Below are 20,181 nucleotides of genomic sequence, written 5' to 3' on the forward strand. Positions count from 1 at the left end.
CGCACAACGATCACTAACAACCGCACGAGACCATATCTGGCCAGCTAGAACCAGCAAGATCCGACCAGCAAGATCTGACCAGCTAGAAGAAGACTACTCACCCTCTTCCAGCAACCCATCCAGGTGATTGTGAATTTCCTGCTCAATGCGGCCTTTAAAAGGTCTAAGCAAAAAACCCAGCTCCATTTTCACATGAATGGTCGTCGGTTCAACTGTTAGCTTACCTTTGGCACCGCTTCGTTTAAAGGTCAGCGTATCACCGTCCCAGGAATAACTAACATCAAACCTCTCGGATAAACTCTTTGCCAAATCATCCGCTGTCGCAATAGCATCACTGTGATTCAAGGTATGATGGCGGGTAATATCTATGACGGACATACAACTCCTATAATTTAAATAAATAATTCAGCATCTTACTATTCAAACACTTTAAACTAACCCGACGCCTAAACCAAATCAGACATTCAAGCCGGCTGTTTCGGTTATACGATACTCAACACACAAATAGATAGTCAGTGAAGGTTTGTAGCGCCCAGTGCTAAATACACCTAAAGGGCATGTTACTGGCCAAGTGCTGCCGCTGAGCACACCTGGAAAGCAAATTATTGCACTATTGTATTCCAAAATTGACATAAAAAAAGACATTGCCGGAATGTGACGTTAGAATATAACCCAATTAATGACTTTGATGATGAGAACGCCAACAGAGGCCCAAATGTCTAATACCCACGTACCTGAAGCATCTTCATCGACCGAGCGAAAAGCTGACGATAAAACCCACTTCGGTTATCGACAAGTAAAAGTAGAAGATAAAGTAAACCATGTGGCAGATGTGTTTCATTCCGTCGCAAGCAAATATGACGTTATGAACGATCTTATGTCGATGGGAATACACCGTCTCTGGAAGCGCTTCACCATTGAGTTAAGTGGCGTAAGAAAAGGGCATAAAGTGCTTGATCTTGCCGGTGGCACCGGCGACCTGACCATGAAATTCTCTGACATTGTTGGCCCTGAAGGCACAGTGGTACTGGCTGATATTAACGAGTCCATGCTAAAAGTCGGCCGAGACAGGCTGATGGATCGCGGATATACGTCGAACATTGAAGTTGTTCAAGCCAATGCAGAGGAACTCCCGTTCCCGGACAATCACTTTAATTGTGTGACCATCGCGTTTGGATTAAGAAACGTGACCGATAAGGATAAAGCGTTACGCTCAATCACGCGCGTGCTGAAACCCGGTGGAAAGCTGCTGGTGCTGGAGTTTTCCAAGCCGGAAAACCCGCTGTTGACCAAAGCCTATGACCTATACTCTTTCACAGCACTTCCAGCGATGGGTAAACTCATTGCCGGTGACTCTGAAAGCTACAAGTACCTTGCCGAATCCATTCGCATGCACCCGGATCAGGAAACGCTAAAGGGCATGATGGAGCAGGCGGGGCTGGTTAACTGCTGCTACCACAACATGACCGGTGGCATTGTGGCATTACACACCGGAGTTAAGCCTTAGCATGAAGGTAGACGGAATGAGGATTGACCCTTCGCTAATCACAGCGGCTGCCGCTGCAGCAGAGGCTCTTGTTAACAAAACCCTGGCGCTGGATTCCGCAGCGCTCATTAAGGTAAAAGAGCTTGACGGTTCAGTTGTCAAAGTTTCGTTGCATCCGATTGATGTGTCAGTCACGGTTAATGCCTGCAACGATCAACTAATCATCTCCAGCAACGATGATAAATATACCGATAGCGAAATTGACGTCACCATCGAAGGCTCCCCTTTATCTCTATCGCGCCTAGTATTTGAAGACGATAAAAACAGCCTGGTTCGGTCTGGCGATATTAAGCTACTGGGTAATGCAGAGGTCGCACAGAGGTTTCAATCGCTGTTGGCCGAACTGAATATTGACTGGGAGAGTGCATTAGCAGACATTATCGGTGATATTCCTGCTCACTTTATCGGACAAAAGCTCCGCCAGGGTTTCTCGTGGGGCAAGCAGGCACAGCAAAGCCTTACCGCCAATATAGAAGAACACTTGCATGAAGAGAGCCGCTTACTTCCCAACCGAATTGAGTTGCAGGAGCAGTTTGCTCAAATTGATCAACTCCGCCTATCTACAGAACGGCTGGAGGCTCGCCTGGCAAAATTAAACAACGCTATTTTGAGTGAAGAAAGCGCATCCTAGCCGCTATCAAACATGACCATAGATACCACCATAACGACTACAGAGATCACCATAACGACTACAGAGATCACCTGTTCAGCATCGCCAACCAATTAACGAGTAGCCTGTGTCACGCATTCAACGACTAATAAAAATCATCTGGGTTATTGGAAAATATCGACTCGATGAGTTTCTTCCCCTTACCCACCTCCCCCTCTACCTGAGACTGCTGTTTATTCTGGCCCCTTGGCACCTGTTTCCAAAACCTCAACAACCGCGAGGCGCGCGAATTAGATACGCCCTTGAAGAGCTGGGACCAATATTTATAAAGTTTGGCCAAATACTATCTACCCGCAGAGACCTGCTGCCAGATGACATTGCAGTTGAGCTGAAATCGCTTCAGGATAACGTTGCGCCTTTCTCGGGAGAAACCGCCAAGAACATTGTGGAACAGGCCCTTAAACAGTCTACCGACGATATATTTCTCTCATTTGATATTAACCCGCTTGCCTCCGCATCTATTGCTCAGGTTCATGCGGCTCAATTGCAAGATGGCAAACAAGTGGTCGTCAAGGTGATTAGGCCGGGTATTACTCGCGTCATTCATCAAGATATTGCGCTGATGTTTCTTGTTGCAGGTCTGGCAGAAAAATATTGGGAAGATGGCAAGAGACTGCACCCAGTAGACATTGTTAGCGACTACGAAAAAACCATCTTTGACGAGCTTGATTTACAACGAGAAGCCGCCAATGCCTCGCAGCTAAGACGCAATTTTGATAACTCCAGTTTAATTTATATGCCAGAAATTTTCTGGGATTACACCAATACCGATGTTCTGGTCATGGAGAGGGTATATGGAATTCCGGTTGCCGATGTCGATACACTGAATGCTCACGGTACCAACCTGAAAAAGCTGGCGGAAAAAGGGGTCGATATATTCTTTACCCAGGTATTCAGAGACAGCTTCTTTCATGCCGATATGCACCCTGGCAATATCTTCGTCAATGTAGAGAACCCTGATGACCCACAATATATCGCAATTGACTTTGGTATTGTCGGCACCCTGACCCCTGACGATCAAAGCTATCTGGCGCGCAACCTGCTCGCATTTTTTAACCGCGATTACAGACAGGTTGCAGAGCTTCATATCTCATCAGGCTGGGTGCCTGAAGATACTCCCGTGAATGAGTTCGAGTCTGCAATACGCACGGTTTGCGAACCTATTTTTGAAAAGCCGCTTAAGGATATTTCATTTGGTCAGGTTCTGCTGAGACTCTTTCAAACCGCCCGCCGCTTTAATATGGAAGTACAGCCCCAGCTCGTACTGCTACAAAAAACTCTCCTGAATATAGAAGGCCTTGGCCGCCAGCTCTACCCTGACCTCGACCTGTGGAGCACTGCACAACCTTTTTTAGAGGACTGGATGAAGCAGCGTATTGCTCCTCCCGGTTTATGGAAAAACGTCAAGCAACACATACCCAGCTGGCTGGAACAAACCCCCGAGTTGCCTCAAATGGTTTATGATGCGATCCAGCAGGTTAAAAGCCTGGATAGTTTCAGCCAAAATCAGGAACGCAGCATTAAAGCCCTGAAAGAAGAGATACACACCAACCAGGGCGTTAACAAAGATTACTGGATTGCCACCCTGGCATTTGGTGCCGCCATATTCAGCCAAAATGCGGTGGCTGTGGACTGGCTTCGAGAGCTTCCAGGCCAAAGCTGGTTGTTGGCAGGCATTGGATTTTATTTTCTTATCAAGCGAAAATAGCAATATGACAGAGAAAGCATTAAACAACGTAGCATGGCTAGACAAAATCAAGTGGACAGAAGATGGTCTAGTGCCCGCTATCGCCCAGGATCATAAAACCGGCGAAGTACTTATGATGGCATGGATGAACCGTGAATCTTTAGCCCTTACCGTTGAAGAAAAACGTGCCATTTACTGGTCTAGATCACGGCAATCGCTATGGCGCAAAGGTGAGTCATCAGGCCATGTTCAACAACTGCATGATATAAGACTCGACTGTGACGCTGACGTAATTTTGCTTAAGGTTGAGCAACTGGGCGATATTGCCTGCCATACCGGCCGACGTAGCTGCTTTTACCAACAACTGAACAACAATGAGTGGCAAGCGGTTGAGCCGGTGTTAAAAGATCCTAACGATATCTACAAGGCATAAACAACAGCATGCCTCGCGAAACTTAGTTCAGCGATTTTATGGAATAGAGAGAATGACCGACGTACTAAAAGAGCTCGCAAAAGTTCTGGAACAAAGAAAAAAAGCAGATGCTGAAAGCTCATACGTTTCCAGCCTTCACAAAAAAGGGTTAAACAAAATCCTTGAGAAAGTGGGCGAAGAGTGCACTGAAACCATTCTTGCGGCTAAAGACTCAGAGCGTTCCGGCGATACCAGCGATCTTATCTACGAAACCGCAGATTTATGGTTCCACAGCCTGGTAATGCTATCTCACCTTGAGGTAGGCCCTGACGCCATATTAGACGAGCTGGAGCGTAGATTTGATCTTTCAGGCCTGGAAGAAAAAGCCTCAAGAAGTGCCAAATAGATAAGCCTGTGCACGGCCTGAAAAAACAACGGCATGCGTTGCTTGACGGAGGTCATAACGTCCTCATGCCTTCTACGGCAAAATGGCGGCACGTGAAATACAACAATATTCCAAAGAGCAATAACATCATCATTGATGACAAACGACTCTTGGCGAACTATTTGGTGTACAATGAAGTAACTGTTATCTGCTGATCATACAAAGAGAAGCCTTCAGTAGATAAAGAAATTAGATTGTTTTAGGAGAGTAACCTGATGGGTGGCATTAGTATTTGGCAGCTGGTAATTGTTCTGGTAATTGTAATGTTGTTATTTGGCACCAAGAAGCTGCGCAACATTGGTTCTGACTTGGGCGGAGCAGTAAAAGGCTTTAAAAAAGCGGTAACAGATGAGGAAAAGAACAAGCCAATTGAGAAAGATGCTAACGAAGTGATCGACGCAAAAGTCGAAAAGGTTGAAGAAGAAAAACCTAAAAGCTAACGTCCGTTCACTCGAGCATCACTATGTTTGATATTGGTTTTCTTGAATTAGTACTGATTGCTGTGCTTGCGCTTCTGGTATTAGGCCCAGAACGGTTGCCGCATGCCGCCAGAACGGCTGGCAGATGGGTTGGCAAAGCGAAGCGCATGGCGAGCAACCTAACCGAAGAGGTCGACCGGCAGCTAAAAGCTGAAGAACTCAGAGAGAGGATTCAGCAAGCCGGAGATGATATAAAAGTTGAAGAAGTACAACAGACCATTCAATCTGCCCTGGATAAAGCAGAAGAGTTCAAACATATGGTCAATAAAGATGTATCTGCTGAAAGACTAGACATCGCACCTGCAGCTACAACTAAAACCGCAACGGCTTCAACTGCCCCTCCCCCCAAACCTTCGATCTCGAAAGACTCTTAATTGACTAACAGGAAGACCCTGAAGTAAATGACCAACTCGTCATCACCAAACACCGGTAATCAAAAACCTGTAGATAAATCGTCTGCAGAGTTAAATGAAGCGGCAGTAGAGCAGCAGCAACCGCTCATTCAGCACTTGATTGAACTTCGGGATCGTATACTCAAGTCAGTACTTGTGGTGTTGGCCATTTTTCTGGGGCTCTACTATTTTGCCAACGACTTTTATCTGGTTATTTCTGAACCACTGCGAGTCTATCTGCCGGAAGGCACATCAATGATCGCAACCGACGTTGCGTCGCCATTTTTAACGCCCTTCAAATTAACACTGGTTATGGCCATCTTTTTGGCCATGCCATTTATCCTGTTTCAGTTCTGGCGCTTTGTTGCACCAGCACTTTACAAACATGAAAAGCAGCTGGCGATACCACTGTTGATATCCAGCGTATTTCTATTCTATTTGGGTGTGTTGTTCGCCTATTACGTTGTATTTCCTCTGGTTTTTGGTTTCTTCACAAGCGCTGGCCCCGAAGGGGTGACAGTCATGACAGACATCAGCAAGTACCTGGACTTTGTGCTAAAACTATTCTTTGCATTCGGGCTGGCGTTTGAGATACCGATTGCCACCGTCATAATGGTCGCCACAGGTGCCACTTCGTCAAAAAGCCTGAGCAATAAAAGGCCTTACATTGTTGTCGGCTGTTTTGTTGTCGGCATGCTATTAACGCCTCCTGATGTGATATCCCAAACCCTGCTAGCTGTTCCAATGTGGCTTCTGTTCGAAATTGGTGTATTTTTTAGCCGGATGGTTGAGAACCGCAACCCGCCAGAACATGAAGAAGAGAACCGGATAGGCTAGACACTTGCTGCAACTGGCCTAACTCACTATACCCACTATGAATATCGCACTGCTTTTTGAAGAGGATTTAACCTCACCCTGCTCAGCGACACTCACTGACCGTCGGCTGAGGCATCTGCAAGAAGTTCTCGATATTAAACTGGGCGACTGCATTTCAGTCGGACAAGTTAACGGAATGCTTGGCGAAGCAACAGTCACACAACTCACGCCCCTATCGGCTGAACTTGAAATCAACTGGAACAGACAGCCCCCCGCACCACTGCCAGTCACCCTCATTATCGCCCTGCCCCGCCCCAAAATGGTTAAACGAATCATTCAAACGATTGCTACCATGGGGGTAAAGGAGCTTTACTTTATCAATTCATATAAAGTCGAAAAAAGCTTTTGGCAATCCCCCTGGCTGACAGAAGGCAAACTACTGGAAAATGTCGTGTTAGGCTTAGAGCAGGCAATGGACACCCAGCTCCCCAATATCCATTTGAGAAAGCGGTTTAAGCCGTTTGTTGAAGATGAACTGCCAGACATTGCCAATAATTCTCTGCGTTTGATTGCACACCCTTCCGGCAGCCAAGGTTGCCCAACTCAGGTTAGCCAGCAAACAACACTGGCCATTGGCCCTGAAGGCGGGTTTATTCCCTACGAAGTCGATAAGTTAATAGCCTCCGGGTTTACCCCTGTTAGCCTCGGCGAACGTATATTAAGAACCGAAACCGCTGTGCCGGTTCTTCTTTCAAAGCTATTTTAAGCGTATTCACATGACTATTCGTATTGCCTTGGCCTCAGACCTCCATATTGAACTCAGCCGAGGCGCAGTCCCTGTTCCTTCACTTCCTGCTGATGCAGATGTCATCGTACTGGCAGGCGATATTACCAACCGCTATCACAAAACAAAAAACAAGTTTGAGCAAACATTTTCCGCCTTTAGGCGCCGGTTTAAACAGCCGATACTCTATATCCCCGGTAACCATGAATACTATGGTAGCCACTACCAGACATTAAACGAAGAACTCCCGGAAATATGCAATAAGTTCGATATTACACTGCTGCAACAGGCGCATGTGGATATTAAAGGCGTCCGTTTTTTTGGTTGCACTCTTTGGAGCAACTTCCTGTTGCATGGAGAAGAAGAGATGCCCTGGGCATTGCAGGCCGCACAAAGGAAGCTGGCAGACTATAGAGCGATAGACTTTGAAGATGGCCTGATTCAGGCGATCAATACGAGGCAGTTATTTAACCAGCATTTTGAATGGCTAAACCGCGAGCTGACTGAATGCCCTACCACCATGAAGAAAGTAATCTGCACCCATTTTGGGCCAGATCAAAAGTGCGTTAGCCCCGAGTATATGGGAGATGAACTCAACCCGTACTTTGTAAATAACTTAACTGATTTTATCGTAGAACAAACGCCTGATTTGTGGCTATTTGGCCATACCCACTTTAACGTTGACTACACGATAGGCAAGACTCGAATAGTGTCTAACCAGCTAGGCTATCAGCGTGAAAAGACACAGTTTAATCCTGAGCTTTGTTTAACGATCTAGGACTTTGCCAACGCGCCGATACCTTAGACTAAATGGGCTTGGCTTTAAGGGGAAACCGGTCAGGGTTTTCTATTGATTCGAGTGTTAAGTCAACATCAATATCAGGCCAATAAAAATGATGATGCCCCTGTTCTTCAACATTGATAATAGATTCAACAGTCTGCCCCTTGAACCAAGGAAAGTCTTCATATGATATAAATACTTCTTTATCACGAACAAGAAGCCATATCCCATGCGTCGATATATTAGTAACTTCAATCGCTGAAGTGTTTTTTCCATGCGCTAATGAGTTCATTGCAATGCGCCTCTATCAATGTTTCGATCTCTTTGAGTTGCCTGTTAGTGTAAGCATAGTTTTTAGCTAATTCAATTTCAGGCTCAAGCCAGTATTTTGCTTCCCCATCACCTGAAATAATATGAACGTGCATTCTTTCCTCTTCTCTTGAGAAAAAGAAAAACCTATATCCGTTTTCTCTAAATACTGTCGGACTCATACCACTCCTTGGTTAAGATAATCCGTATCAAGTTATAGTCTGGCGCTAAATCTCCGGTACTTTTAGATCCAACCCCATTGCCTGCGAAACCACTTGGTTTTTAAGAAAGGATTGCCCGTTGAACCAGCGCATACCGGTATTCCTTAACAGGCGCACAGTCAGAGAGTCCTGCGCAAATAACTGTTTAAAACCTTCCATCAACCCCATCATCGCCAGGTTTGGCCCCATACGACGACGCTGATAGCGCTTAAGCATTAGCTGATCGTTCGCCAATAAACCTCTGTGTGACGCTTTAATCAACTCGTCAGCCAGCACGGCAACATCCTGCAAGCCCAGATTTACACCTTGCCCTGCAAGAGGATGGATCGTATGTGCCGCATCGCCCACCAGTGCTATATTAGAGGTAACATACTTTTTGGCATGGCGCTGCCGAAGGGGAAAACTATAACGCTTAGATACGCCTTCTATGCTCCCCAGACGATGTTCAAAACTGCGCCCTAGTTCGTCGCAAAACTGCTCTTCATTCAAAGACATGAGGGCCTTGGCGCGCTCAGGCGTCGACGACCAAACTATCGATGAATAATGTGAATCACCACTCTTTACCGACAACGGCAAAAAGGCTAATGGACCTGTTGCCATAAAGCGTTGCCATGCAGTCTGTTCATTGCTTTTTTCGGTTTTCACCGTGGCAACAATAGCATGGTGCTGATAATCCCACTCGCGAGTGGGCAATCCGGAAACTTTACGAATAAGCGAGTTCGCGCCATCTGCCGCGACAACTAGCGTTGCATTCAACTGCAGCCCGCTTTCCAATAATAATTCCGGGCGGTTACCTTTTAGTTCAACCTGCCGTATCCGTTCTCCCGTCAACAATGCTATTTTATCGTCAGCCTGCAACTGCTCATATAGAGAGGCGACTGTTACGCCATTTTCAACTATATGTCCTAAAGCAGGTTGGTATAGTTCGGCAGCTGAGAACTCAATACTGGCGGTTCCCTCACCGTCCCACACCTTCATCTCCTGATATGGGCTGACTCGTTTCTCTAGTATTCTCGGCCAAACACCCAAATTTTCAAGGAAGGACTGAGAGGCAACGGTAAGCGCGCTCACTCTGGGGTCATATTGGTCGACAGATTCATTATCAGCGCTACCCCCGTGGCCAGCGCCCCTCATGCCATTCAGCAACTGATCCAGTGGCTGCCCCTCTACAACAGCAACCCGATATGAGGTTCTGGAAAGCGCACAGGCAAGCGTAGCGCCAACCATTCCGCCCCCCACAATGACAATATCGTACGATTGTATAGTCTCACTCATGATGAAATTTTTGCCTCTGTTCCGCCCAAGCCCATCGCTTGCCGTGCAAATAGTCGCTTGGCTCCCGGTAGTATATCCAGCCCCACCAGCCCCATATCTCTTAGCAATCCAACCCCGGCACTGGTGTCACCAAATAACCGAGTAATTTTATCGCTGAAGAGTATCGTTTTGTCTTGATCGGCATAGCGACCATTAATATATCGCTGCAATACTGGTAACGCGCCAATGTTCTCGCCCTTTCCGGCAGCTTCCGATACCAGCTCTGCTAACGCAACAACCCCTCTGAGGGCCAGATTATAGCCCTGACCAGCAACCGGATGTAACGCATGAGCGGCATTACCGACGACCACAATACCCGCACGTACCTGCTCAGCAGCCTGGGATAGCTTTAATGGGTAATGATGCCGCGTACCCACTTGCTCTATTTTTCCTAACCGGTAGCCAAATCGAGTCTGTAAAAGCGCCATAAACTCAGCATCAGGCATTGCCATCACTGCGTCTATTTCATCCTCCGGGAGCGTCCAGACCAACGCGCATCGCGCATCAGTGCAACCAACACTTGCTCCGTCAGACTCTCCCAATGGCAACATAGCCATAGGCCCGTTTTCGGTGAACCGCTCGAAGGCTTCATAGCCATGATGCTTTGACGTGGTCACATTGGTAACCAACGCATGCTGACCATAGGATTCAGTCTGGATCTCAATCCCTAATTTTTGACAGGTTTCAGAACGGCCGCCGTCTGCAATAACAACCAAATTAGCGGTCACGCTTTGCGGCTCAAGATCATACTCACCGGTTTCCGGATTCTGCTTCGATAACGTAATGCAGGTGGATTGCTCGCTACGCTTAAGCCCTTCTACTCTAGCCGGGCAAATAAAGTCGACATTGGGCTCTGTTTTCAGTGCAGAGATCAGCGTCATGCCAATCCACTCATTGGGAACGACATACCCCAATGCCTCAACGTGGTAATCTTTAGCGGCCAGGCGGGTTGCCCCAAACCGACCACGATCTGAAACATGGATTTTCTTGATCGGTGTAACATGCTCAGACAGTTTTTCCCAAAGACCAAGCTGTTGATAAACAAGCCGGCTCCCCCAGGAAAGTGCCGTTGAGCGAGCATCATAACTCGGTTGATAGCCCTCCCCTCGAGCATCTGGAATAGGGTAAGGCTCGATCACCGCTACTTTTAGCGCGGTGTTTTTCAGCGCCATGGCCAGACTGGCCCCAACCATTCCGCCACCGATTATAACCACATCATAATGACTATTCACTCTATGCTACCTGCTCTGTTTGCATGCTATGTCTGCTGCTGACTATACTCACCACATACTTCCGTGTGAACCGACCCATTTCAGGCGTTATGTGCCATCAACGCTTCAATTTCAGCAATCTCTTTGGGAACACCGTCAGAAAGAACACGAGCCCCCTCTTTAGTAACGACAACATCATCTTCTATGCGAATGCCAATCCCTCTCCAGCGAGGGTCTACCTCTTCACAATTAGGAGAAACATATAGGCCCGGCTCAACAGTTAGCACCATACCAGGCTCTAACACCCGCCACTCACCACCAACCTTGTATTCTCCAACGTCATGCACGTCCATTCCCAGCCAATGACCTGTGCGGTGCATATAAAAAGGCTTATAACTCTCTTCTTCAATCAGCGTCTCAATATCGCCTTGCAGCAAACCATGCTCGACCAAACCTTCTACAATGGCGCGAACCGCTGCCTCATGGGGGTGGTTCCAGTGATTACCGGGCTTAACCTCTGCAATAGCCGCCTTTTGAGCATTCAGAACCGTGTCATAGAGTGCTTTTTGCTCGTCGGAAAATCGGCCGTTGACAGGAAATGTGCGCGTAATATCCGATGCATAGCAGTCTAGCTCGCACCCTGCATCAATGAGCACCAGATCCCCATCTTTCAGCTTTGCATCGTTTTCAATGTAATGCAAAATACAGCCATTATCGCCGCCACCAACAATCGACGAATAGGCAGGAGAACGACTTCCCGCATCCATAAAGGTATGAACAATTTCCGCCTCTAGCTGATATTCATATTGCCCGGGCCGACATTTTTGCATGGCATTCTTGTGTGCCTCGGCACTGATTTCAGCCGCCTTTGCCATGACTTTGATCTCACCTGCGCTTTTGAACAACCTCATGTCATGAAGAAAGTGCTCAAGCGCAACAAACTCACCCGGTGGATGAGCGCCATTTCTAACTTTGCTACGAATAACGTTAATCCACTCCATTAACCGGCTGTCAAACTGAGCATCAAGCCCCATGGAGTAGAACACCTTTTCAGTGCCCTCGATCATGCCTGGCAAAATGTCATCTATATCACCTATTGGAAACGCATCATCGACACCAAACATTTCAGGCGCTCGTTCAGGGCCAATAATCACCCCGTCCCACAGTTCTTTCTCAACGTCCCTTTCTTTACAGAACAGAATGCTCTCACCATGCTCACGTCCAGGCACTAACACCAGCACGGCATCAGGCTCAGAAAACCCGGTTAAATATTGAAAGTCACTACTCTGGCGAAATGGGTAGTCTACATCCCGGTTTCGCGACTTTACCGGTGCCGCAGGCAGAATGGCGATACAGTTATGGCCCATCTGCTGAATAAGGTTTGTTCGTCGTTTAGAATACTCTTTGAGAGAGATGCCCATAAAATTGAATGTCCTAAAGATCAGGTGGCTTACCCTGCGTGTTGCAGGCTGATTGACAAATTATTGTTATGAGGCCTTTATACCACGACTGCTGCCGCGAATGCTTTGTTACGTAAAGGCCTTGATATAGTGGTAGCGTCAGTGTAGCGTTTTGCTCTCACCCGCTTCTACATCTTGTTGATTATTAAACTCAGAAAAGACTGTTACAACGCCGACTCTCACGTACTCTATGATCTCATTGATCTCCTTTTCAGCATCTTCACTTTCTTCTGTCTGATCATCAATTTGAGATATTGCAACAAGGTCTCTCAATAGTTCCTGAATGTCGGAATCAGCTGCAGCCAGCTGCCCCTTGGCAGAAAGCGCAAGACCTTCCAGAAACCCTCTGACCCACATGCCAAGACCTTCAACCCGCTGACTCAAGATAAAGTCATCATCGGGCAGTACCAGGCTAAACCCCATTGCCATCTCTTCCAACTGCTGGAGGTTGCTGGTATAAAGCTCAACGAGATTAGTAAGTGCCCGCTCACTCTGGTTATCTTGAACCAAGTGCTCTAGCCCCATATGTTCGACAACAAGTTTCAGCCACTCATCGGCGCTCAGCCGTTCCCCACCAGCCAGTCGGCCGATGAGCAAACCATGCAATTCGCAGGGGTGGTTGATGGCCCCTTGACTGGCATAAAAATTAGCCAACCAGTCAAAATCAGACTCTTGCTCGGTATTAAAATCAGTCATAGATAAGTCGTTTCCAGTGAATATCGATTATCGATCTATTATACGGGTTGATAGGAATGAAGAAACTAAACTGCAACGATTTGTTGCATTAGAGGATTTTTTCAACAAAACCGCTATACTCAGATTTAGGGAATTCGGGCATCAAATCAAGGCATTGAGCGCTTTTTAGAGAAAAAACGTTAAAAAAGTAAAAATATCAGTGCTGAGATCTGTTCACGACGTTACGAGCGCAGCACAGACTAGGCAAGACATGACGAAAAAGCGGAGTTTATGCGCTATATATGAGCATTTTGAGCCATTTTTTAACGACGTATTTGCAAGCACAGTAGTCGTGAAAAAATCTCAGTGTTAAGATTACCCGCTAGATTGACCCATAGCAGGTGCCAAATTATAGTTTTCACATACAGGTTTTCGGAAAAGTATTATGGCTGAAGCCAATTTTGAAGTACTGTCAGATAAAATAGACCGATTAATAAAATATTGCGCGCAATTAGAGAGTGATAACTCTGCCCTTCGCGAACTGCAGGAAGGTTGGCATCAGGAGCGATCTCAGTTGATGCAGAAAAATGATTTAGCACGCAATAAAATTGAAGCAATGATAGGCCGCCTTAAAGCGCTGGAGCAGCATTAATGTCCGATAGTAATACTGTAGAAGTTAGAATACTTGATAAAGAGTATTTAATTGCCTGCCCGGATGAAGCTCGAATGCAACTAGAAAGTGCAGCAAAGCATCTGGATAGCAAAATGAGAGAGATCAGAAACAGCGGAAAAGTGCATGGAACCGAGCGCATCGCTGTGATGGCTGCCCTCAACATTACCCATGATATGCTACAAGGGTCACAGCTTTCAGAGAGCACATCAAAAATCATTCAGGATCTTGATTCGAAGCTTGATGCAGCGCTCGCAAAGGCCTAAAGGTCTAAAGGCCTAAAGGTCTAGCGCATGAGGTATCGTTGCACTTAAACATAGTCGCCTTTACGAGTAAAAATTCGTTAATTTTTGTCTAAAATCATATAACCAGATTTAAACCTTCTCGATCATCAATTATAATAAAGACTAGTTTCCTGGTGTGTTCGCGAGTTGGATAAGTCCTCGAGCCGATAAGCGTTTTACCGGTGGCGACTCAGGGTAATGTGTGCAAGTCCCCTTATCTCTTTGAGGTAAATGGGGAAAGCCTAATTTATCACAGCTGCCACCACCTTGAACCATAGGGTTCAAGGCCATATTCGACAGCGGCACATTGGGAAACTTCTACGATTATGAATCAACAAGCATACCCTGAATCTCTTCTTAAGCCCCCATTAAGCAAACAGCAGCTTAGACGCGAGATGCGCAAGAAGCGATGCTCCTTATCCCCTTTTCAACAGAAAAAAGCCGCACAGAAACTAAAATCAACACTCATAAAAAGCGACCTTTTTAAGCGCAGCAAGCATATTGCAATTTACCTGGCGAACGATGGTGAAATCGACCCATCACATTTCATAAACACACTATGGCGCTGCCAAAAGCACTGCTACCTTCCTGTTTTACACCCGACGAAAAAGAACTGCCTGTGGTTCTATCAATACCGTCGGAACACGATACTTAAAAAGAATCGTTTTGGCATTCTTGAACCATCAATAAAAAACAAACGCAGAGTATCGCCTTGGGCACTGAGTTTGGTTTTATTCCCGCTGGTTGCGTTCGATAGTAAGGGGGGGCGTTTAGGAATGGGAGGTGGCTTTTATGATAGAACCTTTGAGTTCACGCAGCCGAAAAAAAAGGGCTCAACACCTGCAAGAACTCAACTCTATGGGCTGGCTCACCACTTTCAGCAGGTAGAATCGATCCCCTTGGAAAAGTGGGATATTCCCCTTCATGGTATAGCGACAGACAAGAGGTTGTACCAGACTAAGACGTTATATCAGACTAGCTAGAGCCACTCGACCTATATTTAAAACCAAGCGACTCTATGTAAGAGTTTACTATTTCTTTGCCAGCGTCTGGGTCGTGGTCGGCTGACCTATACGCGGCTCGTCATCCGACAAAATCGATGCAAACCCCGTTGCTGCCAACCCAAGACAAAACAGGAATACCAATGCCACCATGCTATCAGGCTTACGTTTCATAGATCCCCCAAGATCCACTATGTTAACGTTTATCACTCTTTATGAGCTGTAGATTTAGAGTGTGCCTCCATGCCCTCTTTATTTTTTTGGCTTCCCTGCGGTCGTGAAAAGAGTCGTTCGTATAATTATCAATCAGTTGAACACATATTACAAACCGTAACACAACTAACCGCTGTAACCTTAAGATATATCAAATTTAATGATTGTCCAGTTTTTGAACATTTTTATTCAACGGACAAAAACAAAACAAGACCTTTGCACGACGTTATGGGCGAAGCAAAACCATTTTTTTAACACTGTATTTGCGAGCGCAATCGTCGTGCAAAGGCCCCGAGCCTACGAACAACCTAAAAATAACTTATAGGCCGGATTATCCGTCTCATCCCAATACCTGAATCCGACCTTGTCCAGCATCTTCTGGAACTCAGATAAATCCGCATCATCAACCTGAACGCCCATCAACACTCTACTATAGGCAGAGCCATGGTTGCGGTAATGAAACATTGAGATATTCCAGCGTGTACCCAGCGACATTAAAAACTTCATCAACGCACCTGGGCGCTCGGGAAACTCGAAACGAAATACTTTCTCGTTATCTGTAGCAGCCGAGTGTCCTCCTACCATATAGCGAATATGCAGTTTAGCCATTTCGTTATCGGTTAGATCGAGAACCGGATATCCATCCTCTCGAAGGCTCGTAACCAGCTCTTCACGTCCCTGACCTCCATGCTGGATTTGAACCCCAACAAAAACCTGAGCGGCGGACATGTCAGAATAGCGGTAGTTAAACTCAGTAATATTTCGCTTACTCAATGCTTGAACAAACTGTTTGTAGCTTCCGGGTCTCTCTGGCAATGTGACCGCTAGTATTGCTTCCCGCTTTTCACCTATTTCTGTTCGTTCGGAGATATAGCGCAATCGGTCAAAGTTGACATTGGCACCACTCACGACAGCCGCCAGGTTTTCGCTCTCTATGTTTTCCCGTTCAACATATTTTTTAAGGCCGGCAACCGCTAACGCGCCTGCGGGTTCTGCGATAGAGCGGGTATCATCAAAAACATCTTTGATTGCGGCGCAAATCTCATCTGTTGTGACCGTTATCACTTCATCAACGCAGTCTCTGGCCACTTCAAACGGCAGTTCACCAATTTGTTTAACCGCAACACCATCGGCAAAAATCCCCACTTCGTCCAGCGTGATACGTTCATTGGCTTTAAGCGCCTCATATAAACAGGCAGACTCGTCAGACTCCACACCGATAACCTTAACATCTGGCCTGATATATTTGATGTATGCAGCCATACCCGCAATAAGGCCGCCACCACCAACAGGGATAAAGACCGCGTGAATAGGCGCGGTATGCTGCCAAAGCAACTCCATTGCAACGGTTCCCTGCCCTGCAATGACATCTTCATCATCGTAGGGCGGGATATACACCATGCCCTTTTTCTCAACCAGTTCCCGGGCATAAGCTGATGCCTCATCAAAGGCATCGCCTTTCAGAATCACTTTGGCGCCTCGGCTTTTAACCGAGTTCACCTTAATTTCAGGCGTGGTCATTGGCATAACAATCGTCGCTTTAATGCCAAGTTTTTGGGCCGAGTATGCCAGCCCCTGCGCGTGATTCCCTGCTGAAGCCGCAATAACCCCTTTCGCTTTCTCTTCGTCAGTTAATTGAAAAACCTTGTTGTAAGCGCCTCGAATCTTGAATGAAAAAACAGGCTGCAAATCCTCGCGCTTTAATACAATGTGATTATTAAAACGTGATGAAAGAAGTCTCGCATCGGTTAAAGGTGTTTCGATGGCAACATCATAAACGCGCGCATCCAGTATTTTTTTTATATATCGCTGAGGCATGGAATATCATTCTATCTAAATTAAAGTGGGCAGAAATCGTTGTGCTACTCGTCGTTATTCTATCCAATAACAGAACTCTACATGCTAAGGGCCGGGATACGATCAAGATAACGCTAAAGCACTTATAAACTAATGCCACAATATATCGTATTGATTCGATATTACTAGCCTTGCACCCCGCTTTACTGCGATAAAGCGGCATAATAGATACAATTTCCGCTTTACCCGAAAACGTTACACTGTTTTACTTGAATTAATAGACGACCGGTCATATATTATCTTTATGCCAAGACCTAGACGAAGTGAACATACACGAGAAGCACTTATTGAGAACGGTATCGAGCAGCTGTCACAGCACGGCTATCACGGCACCGGCATTAAGAAAATTCTTGACGCAGTCAATGTACCCAAAGGTTCGTTTTACAACTACTTTGAGAGTAAAGAAGCCTTTGTAGCTGAAATTATTCGAGAATATAGCAGCCAGTACCTAAAAATACTGGATGACTATGTAGAGAGTTCCAACGAACAACCTTTGGATAAAATTAAGACCATTTATCAGTTTATGCTGGAGAAGTTTTCTGGCCAAAATTGTCAACAAGGCTGCTTAATTGGCAGCATCGCCGCCGAAATTGGCAACCAAAGCGAGACATGCCAAGTTGCGATGCTTGAGTCAGTAAATCAGTCGAAGCGACGAATATCCAGCTTAATCCAACAGGCTCAAGATGAGCGCGAGATTCGGAACGACCTGACAGCAGAACAAATTACCACTGTATTTTGGGCAACATGGGAAGGCAGCCTGCTTAAAATGAAAATGGAAGGAAGTATAGCGTCAGCCAAAGAAACACTATTTATCATGCTTGACCACCTGCTTAAGCCACAAGCCGACGGATAAAACGAGCAAAGAACAGATAAAAACGAACAACCTGATGGCTTGTTCGTTTTTTTAGACCCAGTTAATAGACGACCGGTCTAATTAAATAATTAGTACCGAAGCGACTAAATAGCCAAAGAGGATTTACCTGTGAGCAACCACAGTACTAACAGCAACAACCTTGATCTAAGCAATCCATTCACCCTGAAAAATGGCACAACAATAAAGAATAGGCTGTTCAAGTCTGCGATGAGTGAACAACTGGGCACGAAAGCACATAATCCAACCAGAGGGTTAGCCACGCTCTATAAAACCTGGGCAGAAGGCGGTTTAGGCCTATCCATTACCGGCAATATAATGGTTGACCGAGGCGCGTTAGGTGAGCCCAAAAATGTAGTACTTGACGAAAAGAGCGACCTGGCGCCTTTTCGTGAGTGGGCAAAGGCGGGCACCGCAAACGGTACCCATCTATGGACGCAACTTAATCACCCAGGTAAGCAGATACCTAACTTTATCTGCGACGAACCGGTTGCGCCTTCTGCTATCGCATTAGAGAACGGTCTTGAAAAGGGCTTTAACAAGCCTCGCGCACTGGCTGAAAATGAGATATTGGAGATTATCCAAAAGTTCGCAACAGCCGCAGAGCTAGCAAAGACAGCAGGTTTCACAGGGGTTCAGATTCATGGTGCCCATGGTTATCTGGTCAGCCAATTCTTATCACCGAGGCACAACCAAAGAAACGACCAATGGGGTGGATCACTGGAAAACAGAATGCGCTTCGTATTGGCGGTATACCACGCCATTCGCGAGAAGGTCGGTAAAGACTTCCCAATTGGTATAAAACTTAACTCGGCAGACTTTATGCGTGGAGGCTTTACCGAGGAAGACTCAATGGAGGTGGTAAAAGCGCTGGCAGAGGCTGGCATCGATTTAATTGAAATTTCGGGCGGAACCTATGAAAGCCCTTCAATGGTTGGCCATAAGATGAAACCAACAACGCAGAAAAGAGAAGCTTACTTCTTAGAGTATGCAGAGAAAGTGCGCAGTCTGATTGACACCCCGCTTGTTGTAACTGGTGGTTTCCGTTCTGCAGATGGAATGGTGACGGCTTTACGAAGTGGCGCGACAGATTTTATTGGCCTTGCCCGTCCGCTGGCAGTAGACCCTGATTTGCCAAATAAACTCATGACCGATGCCACACATAGCATCGAGTTAAGACCCTTAACCACAGGAGTCAAACTTGTGGACAAAATGGCCATGCTGGATATCACCTGGTATGAGTTTCAACTGGCAAGAATGGCACAAAAGAAAGCACCTAAACCTGACATGAGTGAATGGAGCACATTCTTTAAAACACTATTGGGCGCTGGTGTATATTCTTTTAGAAAACGTCGCGCATAAGAGACATACAGGAAGATATTGACTTTTTATCGGGCGCGGGGCATCTCCTACTTCTTTGTCGCCACACATTTTGCCAAGTTCTTTGTACGAGAGTACCCCACGCCCGATTCTATGCTCAACAGAAAGCTAGTAGGCATTGGCATATCTCGGATAACTTGCATTAGCGGGAGAGCCAACCGGTGCGCAAGCGCACCCCGAGTGCTCTCTCTTGCTTCGCAATTCACCTTGTGCGCGGGAATGACTGTTTTTACGTCGTTTCGCAGCCTACGGTTGTTAAGCATTTTAGTTAGAAAAAGCGATTTTATTCTTATCTAAATCTCTCACATATGCAGAAAAACGAGGCCCCCGTTGATTTGGCTCGCCCTCACAGGTGCCACCTAATTCAATAGCCTTTTTATGAAGTCTTTTTACTTCGTCGGTAGATCCAACACCAAAACCAACCATGGTTCCATTTCCATTAGTTGCAGCCTCCTTATTAAAGGGTATCGCAACTGCAAATGCAGAGTCTTCATCTTCACCCTGCCAGAATGTCATTCTTTCGGTTGATAAAACCTGACAAAATTCTGTTTGTTCGAAAAGTGAATCATAGAATTTAGTCGATGCTTCCAAGTTGTTTGTCCCAAGAACAAAATAGTTCATTTTCATCATTCAAAATCTCCTACTGAATAGTAGGCAGAATAGTTATCCACACTGCTGACAGCTGTATGTCAGTAGTGTTGCG

25 protein-coding genes and 1 other RNA gene are annotated in these 20,181 nt (G+C 46.2%); 16 read left to right on the forward strand and 10 right to left on the reverse strand.

Going from position 1 to position 20,181, the window contains the following annotated elements; all coding sequences use genetic code 11:
- Positions 1-93: 93 nt before the first annotated feature.
- The gene (locus MY523_RS13720; protein WP_250655260.1) at positions 94-378 is read right to left on the reverse strand and encodes a polyhydroxyalkanoic acid system family protein; all 285 of its coding nucleotides are present in this window, start codon (positions 376-378) and stop codon (positions 94-96) included.
- A 337-nt stretch (positions 379-715) separates the two neighbouring features.
- Between MY523_RS13720 and ubiE the strand changes: the two genes are divergently transcribed.
- The 10 genes from ubiE (at position 716) to MY523_RS13770 (ending at position 8,009) form a co-directional block, all read left to right on the forward strand.
- Positions 716-1,507, forward strand: coding sequence for a bifunctional demethylmenaquinone methyltransferase/2-methoxy-6-polyprenyl-1,4-benzoquinol methylase UbiE (gene ubiE, locus MY523_RS13725; RefSeq protein ID WP_250655261.1), 792 nt, complete (start codon positions 716-718; stop codon positions 1,505-1,507).
- Between the two features lies 1 nt (position 1,508).
- Entirely contained in the window at positions 1,509-2,177 is a 669-nt protein-coding gene (locus MY523_RS13730; RefSeq protein ID WP_250655262.1) for a ubiquinone biosynthesis accessory factor UbiJ, read from the forward strand.
- A gap of 106 nt (positions 2,178-2,283) precedes the next feature.
- Complete coding sequence (gene ubiB / locus MY523_RS13735) at positions 2,284-3,924, forward strand: ubiquinone biosynthesis regulatory protein kinase UbiB (RefSeq protein WP_250655263.1); 1,641 nt, start codon at positions 2,284-2,286, stop codon at positions 3,922-3,924.
- A gap of 4 nt (positions 3,925-3,928) precedes the next feature.
- Complete coding sequence (hisI, locus tag MY523_RS13740) at positions 3,929-4,336, forward strand: phosphoribosyl-AMP cyclohydrolase (protein ID WP_250655264.1); 408 nt, start codon at positions 3,929-3,931, stop codon at positions 4,334-4,336.
- Between the two features lie 52 nt (positions 4,337-4,388).
- Complete coding sequence (locus MY523_RS13745; RefSeq protein ID WP_250655265.1) at positions 4,389-4,721, forward strand: phosphoribosyl-ATP diphosphatase; 333 nt, start codon at positions 4,389-4,391, stop codon at positions 4,719-4,721.
- A gap of 254 nt (positions 4,722-4,975) precedes the next feature.
- Positions 4,976-5,200 carry a Sec-independent protein translocase subunit TatA gene (gene tatA, locus MY523_RS13750; RefSeq protein WP_250655266.1) on the forward strand — a complete coding sequence of 75 codons (225 nt, stop codon included), beginning with the start codon at positions 4,976-4,978 and terminating at the stop codon, positions 5,198-5,200.
- A 23-nt stretch (positions 5,201-5,223) separates the two neighbouring features.
- Positions 5,224-5,613 (forward strand): Sec-independent protein translocase protein TatB, encoded by a 390-nt coding sequence (gene tatB, locus MY523_RS13755; RefSeq protein ID WP_250655267.1) that lies wholly within the window; start codon positions 5,224-5,226, stop codon positions 5,611-5,613.
- Positions 5,614-5,640: 27 nt separating this feature from the next.
- Positions 5,641-6,468, forward strand: coding sequence for a twin-arginine translocase subunit TatC (tatC, locus tag MY523_RS13760; protein ID WP_250655268.1), 828 nt, complete (start codon positions 5,641-5,643; stop codon positions 6,466-6,468).
- Between the two features lie 37 nt (positions 6,469-6,505).
- Positions 6,506-7,213 carry a 16S rRNA (uracil(1498)-N(3))-methyltransferase gene (locus MY523_RS13765; protein ID WP_250655269.1) on the forward strand — a complete coding sequence of 236 codons (708 nt, stop codon included), beginning with the start codon at positions 6,506-6,508 and terminating at the stop codon, positions 7,211-7,213.
- Between the two features lie 10 nt (positions 7,214-7,223).
- Positions 7,224-8,009: a metallophosphoesterase gene (locus MY523_RS13770; protein WP_250655270.1), complete on the forward strand. Its 786-nt coding sequence runs from the start codon at positions 7,224-7,226 to the stop codon at positions 8,007-8,009.
- Between the two features lie 28 nt (positions 8,010-8,037).
- Here MY523_RS13770 and MY523_RS13775 read toward each other — a convergent pair whose 3' ends face one another.
- From MY523_RS13775 to MY523_RS13800, 6 genes are all read right to left on the reverse strand, one after another.
- Positions 8,038-8,304 carry a DUF2442 domain-containing protein gene (locus tag MY523_RS13775; protein WP_250655271.1) on the reverse strand — a complete coding sequence of 89 codons (267 nt, stop codon included), beginning with the start codon at positions 8,302-8,304 and terminating at the stop codon, positions 8,038-8,040.
- Positions 8,264-8,503 (reverse strand): DUF4160 domain-containing protein, encoded by a 240-nt coding sequence (locus tag MY523_RS13780; RefSeq protein ID WP_250655272.1) that lies wholly within the window; start codon positions 8,501-8,503, stop codon positions 8,264-8,266. Before MY523_RS13780 ends, MY523_RS13775 begins: the two co-directional genes overlap by 41 nt.
- A gap of 45 nt (positions 8,504-8,548) precedes the next feature.
- Positions 8,549-9,817, reverse strand: a complete 1,269-nt coding sequence (locus MY523_RS13785) for a UbiH/UbiF/VisC/COQ6 family ubiquinone biosynthesis hydroxylase (protein WP_250655273.1) — start codon at positions 9,815-9,817, stop codon at positions 8,549-8,551.
- Positions 9,814-11,088: a 2-octaprenyl-6-methoxyphenyl hydroxylase gene (ubiH, locus tag MY523_RS13790; protein WP_250655274.1), complete on the reverse strand. Its 1,275-nt coding sequence runs from the start codon at positions 11,086-11,088 to the stop codon at positions 9,814-9,816. The genes MY523_RS13785 and ubiH overlap by 4 nt, the downstream gene beginning before the upstream one ends.
- An 80-nt stretch (positions 11,089-11,168) precedes the next feature.
- Complete coding sequence (gene pepP / locus MY523_RS13795) at positions 11,169-12,488, reverse strand: Xaa-Pro aminopeptidase (RefSeq protein WP_250655275.1); 1,320 nt, start codon at positions 12,486-12,488, stop codon at positions 11,169-11,171.
- A gap of 138 nt (positions 12,489-12,626) precedes the next feature.
- Positions 12,627-13,223 carry a UPF0149 family protein gene (locus MY523_RS13800; RefSeq protein WP_250655276.1) on the reverse strand — a complete coding sequence of 199 codons (597 nt, stop codon included), beginning with the start codon at positions 13,221-13,223 and terminating at the stop codon, positions 12,627-12,629.
- A gap of 424 nt (positions 13,224-13,647) precedes the next feature.
- Here MY523_RS13800 and MY523_RS13805 point away from each other — a divergent pair, with 424 nt between their 5' ends.
- The 4 genes from MY523_RS13805 (at position 13,648) to MY523_RS13820 (ending at position 15,139) form a co-directional block, all read left to right on the forward strand.
- Entirely contained in the window at positions 13,648-13,854 is a 207-nt protein-coding gene (locus tag MY523_RS13805; protein WP_250655277.1) for a TIGR02449 family protein, read from the forward strand.
- Complete coding sequence (locus tag MY523_RS13810; protein WP_250655278.1) at positions 13,854-14,138, forward strand: cell division protein ZapA; 285 nt, start codon at positions 13,854-13,856, stop codon at positions 14,136-14,138. Before MY523_RS13805 ends, MY523_RS13810 begins: the two co-directional genes overlap by 1 nt.
- A gap of 143 nt (positions 14,139-14,281) precedes the next feature.
- Positions 14,282-14,474, forward strand: a non-coding RNA gene (gene ssrS, locus MY523_RS13815) — 6S RNA.
- Positions 14,475-14,482: 8 nt separating this feature from the next.
- Positions 14,483-15,139: a 5-formyltetrahydrofolate cyclo-ligase gene (locus MY523_RS13820; protein ID WP_250655279.1), complete on the forward strand. Its 657-nt coding sequence runs from the start codon at positions 14,483-14,485 to the stop codon at positions 15,137-15,139.
- A 48-nt stretch (positions 15,140-15,187) separates the two neighbouring features.
- Here MY523_RS13820 and MY523_RS13825 read toward each other — a convergent pair whose 3' ends face one another.
- A complete protein-coding gene (locus MY523_RS13825; protein ID WP_250655280.1) occupies positions 15,188-15,331 on the reverse strand; it encodes a hypothetical protein in 144 nt (47 codons plus the stop codon).
- A gap of 336 nt (positions 15,332-15,667) precedes the next feature.
- On the reverse strand, positions 15,668-17,188 hold the full coding sequence (ilvA, locus tag MY523_RS13830) for a threonine ammonia-lyase, biosynthetic (protein WP_250655281.1): 1,521 nt from the start codon (positions 17,186-17,188) through the stop codon (positions 15,668-15,670).
- 283 nt (positions 17,189-17,471) lie between these two features.
- Between ilvA and MY523_RS13835 the strand changes: the two genes are divergently transcribed.
- The gene (locus MY523_RS13835) at positions 17,472-18,080 is read left to right on the forward strand and encodes a TetR/AcrR family transcriptional regulator (protein WP_250655282.1); all 609 of its coding nucleotides are present in this window, start codon (positions 17,472-17,474) and stop codon (positions 18,078-18,080) included.
- 129 nt (positions 18,081-18,209) lie between these two features.
- Entirely contained in the window at positions 18,210-19,460 is a 1,251-nt protein-coding gene (locus MY523_RS13840; RefSeq protein ID WP_250655283.1) for an NADH:flavin oxidoreductase/NADH oxidase family protein, read from the forward strand.
- A 282-nt stretch (positions 19,461-19,742) separates the two neighbouring features.
- Here MY523_RS13840 and MY523_RS13845 read toward each other — a convergent pair whose 3' ends face one another.
- A complete protein-coding gene (locus tag MY523_RS13845) occupies positions 19,743-20,108 on the reverse strand; it encodes a VOC family protein (RefSeq protein ID WP_250655284.1) in 366 nt (121 codons plus the stop codon).
- Positions 20,109-20,181 lie beyond the last annotated feature (73 nt).

Source organism: Alkalimarinus coralli, from assembly GCF_023650515.1.
GTDB lineage: Bacteria > Pseudomonadota > Gammaproteobacteria > Pseudomonadales > Oleiphilaceae > Alkalimarinus > Alkalimarinus coralli.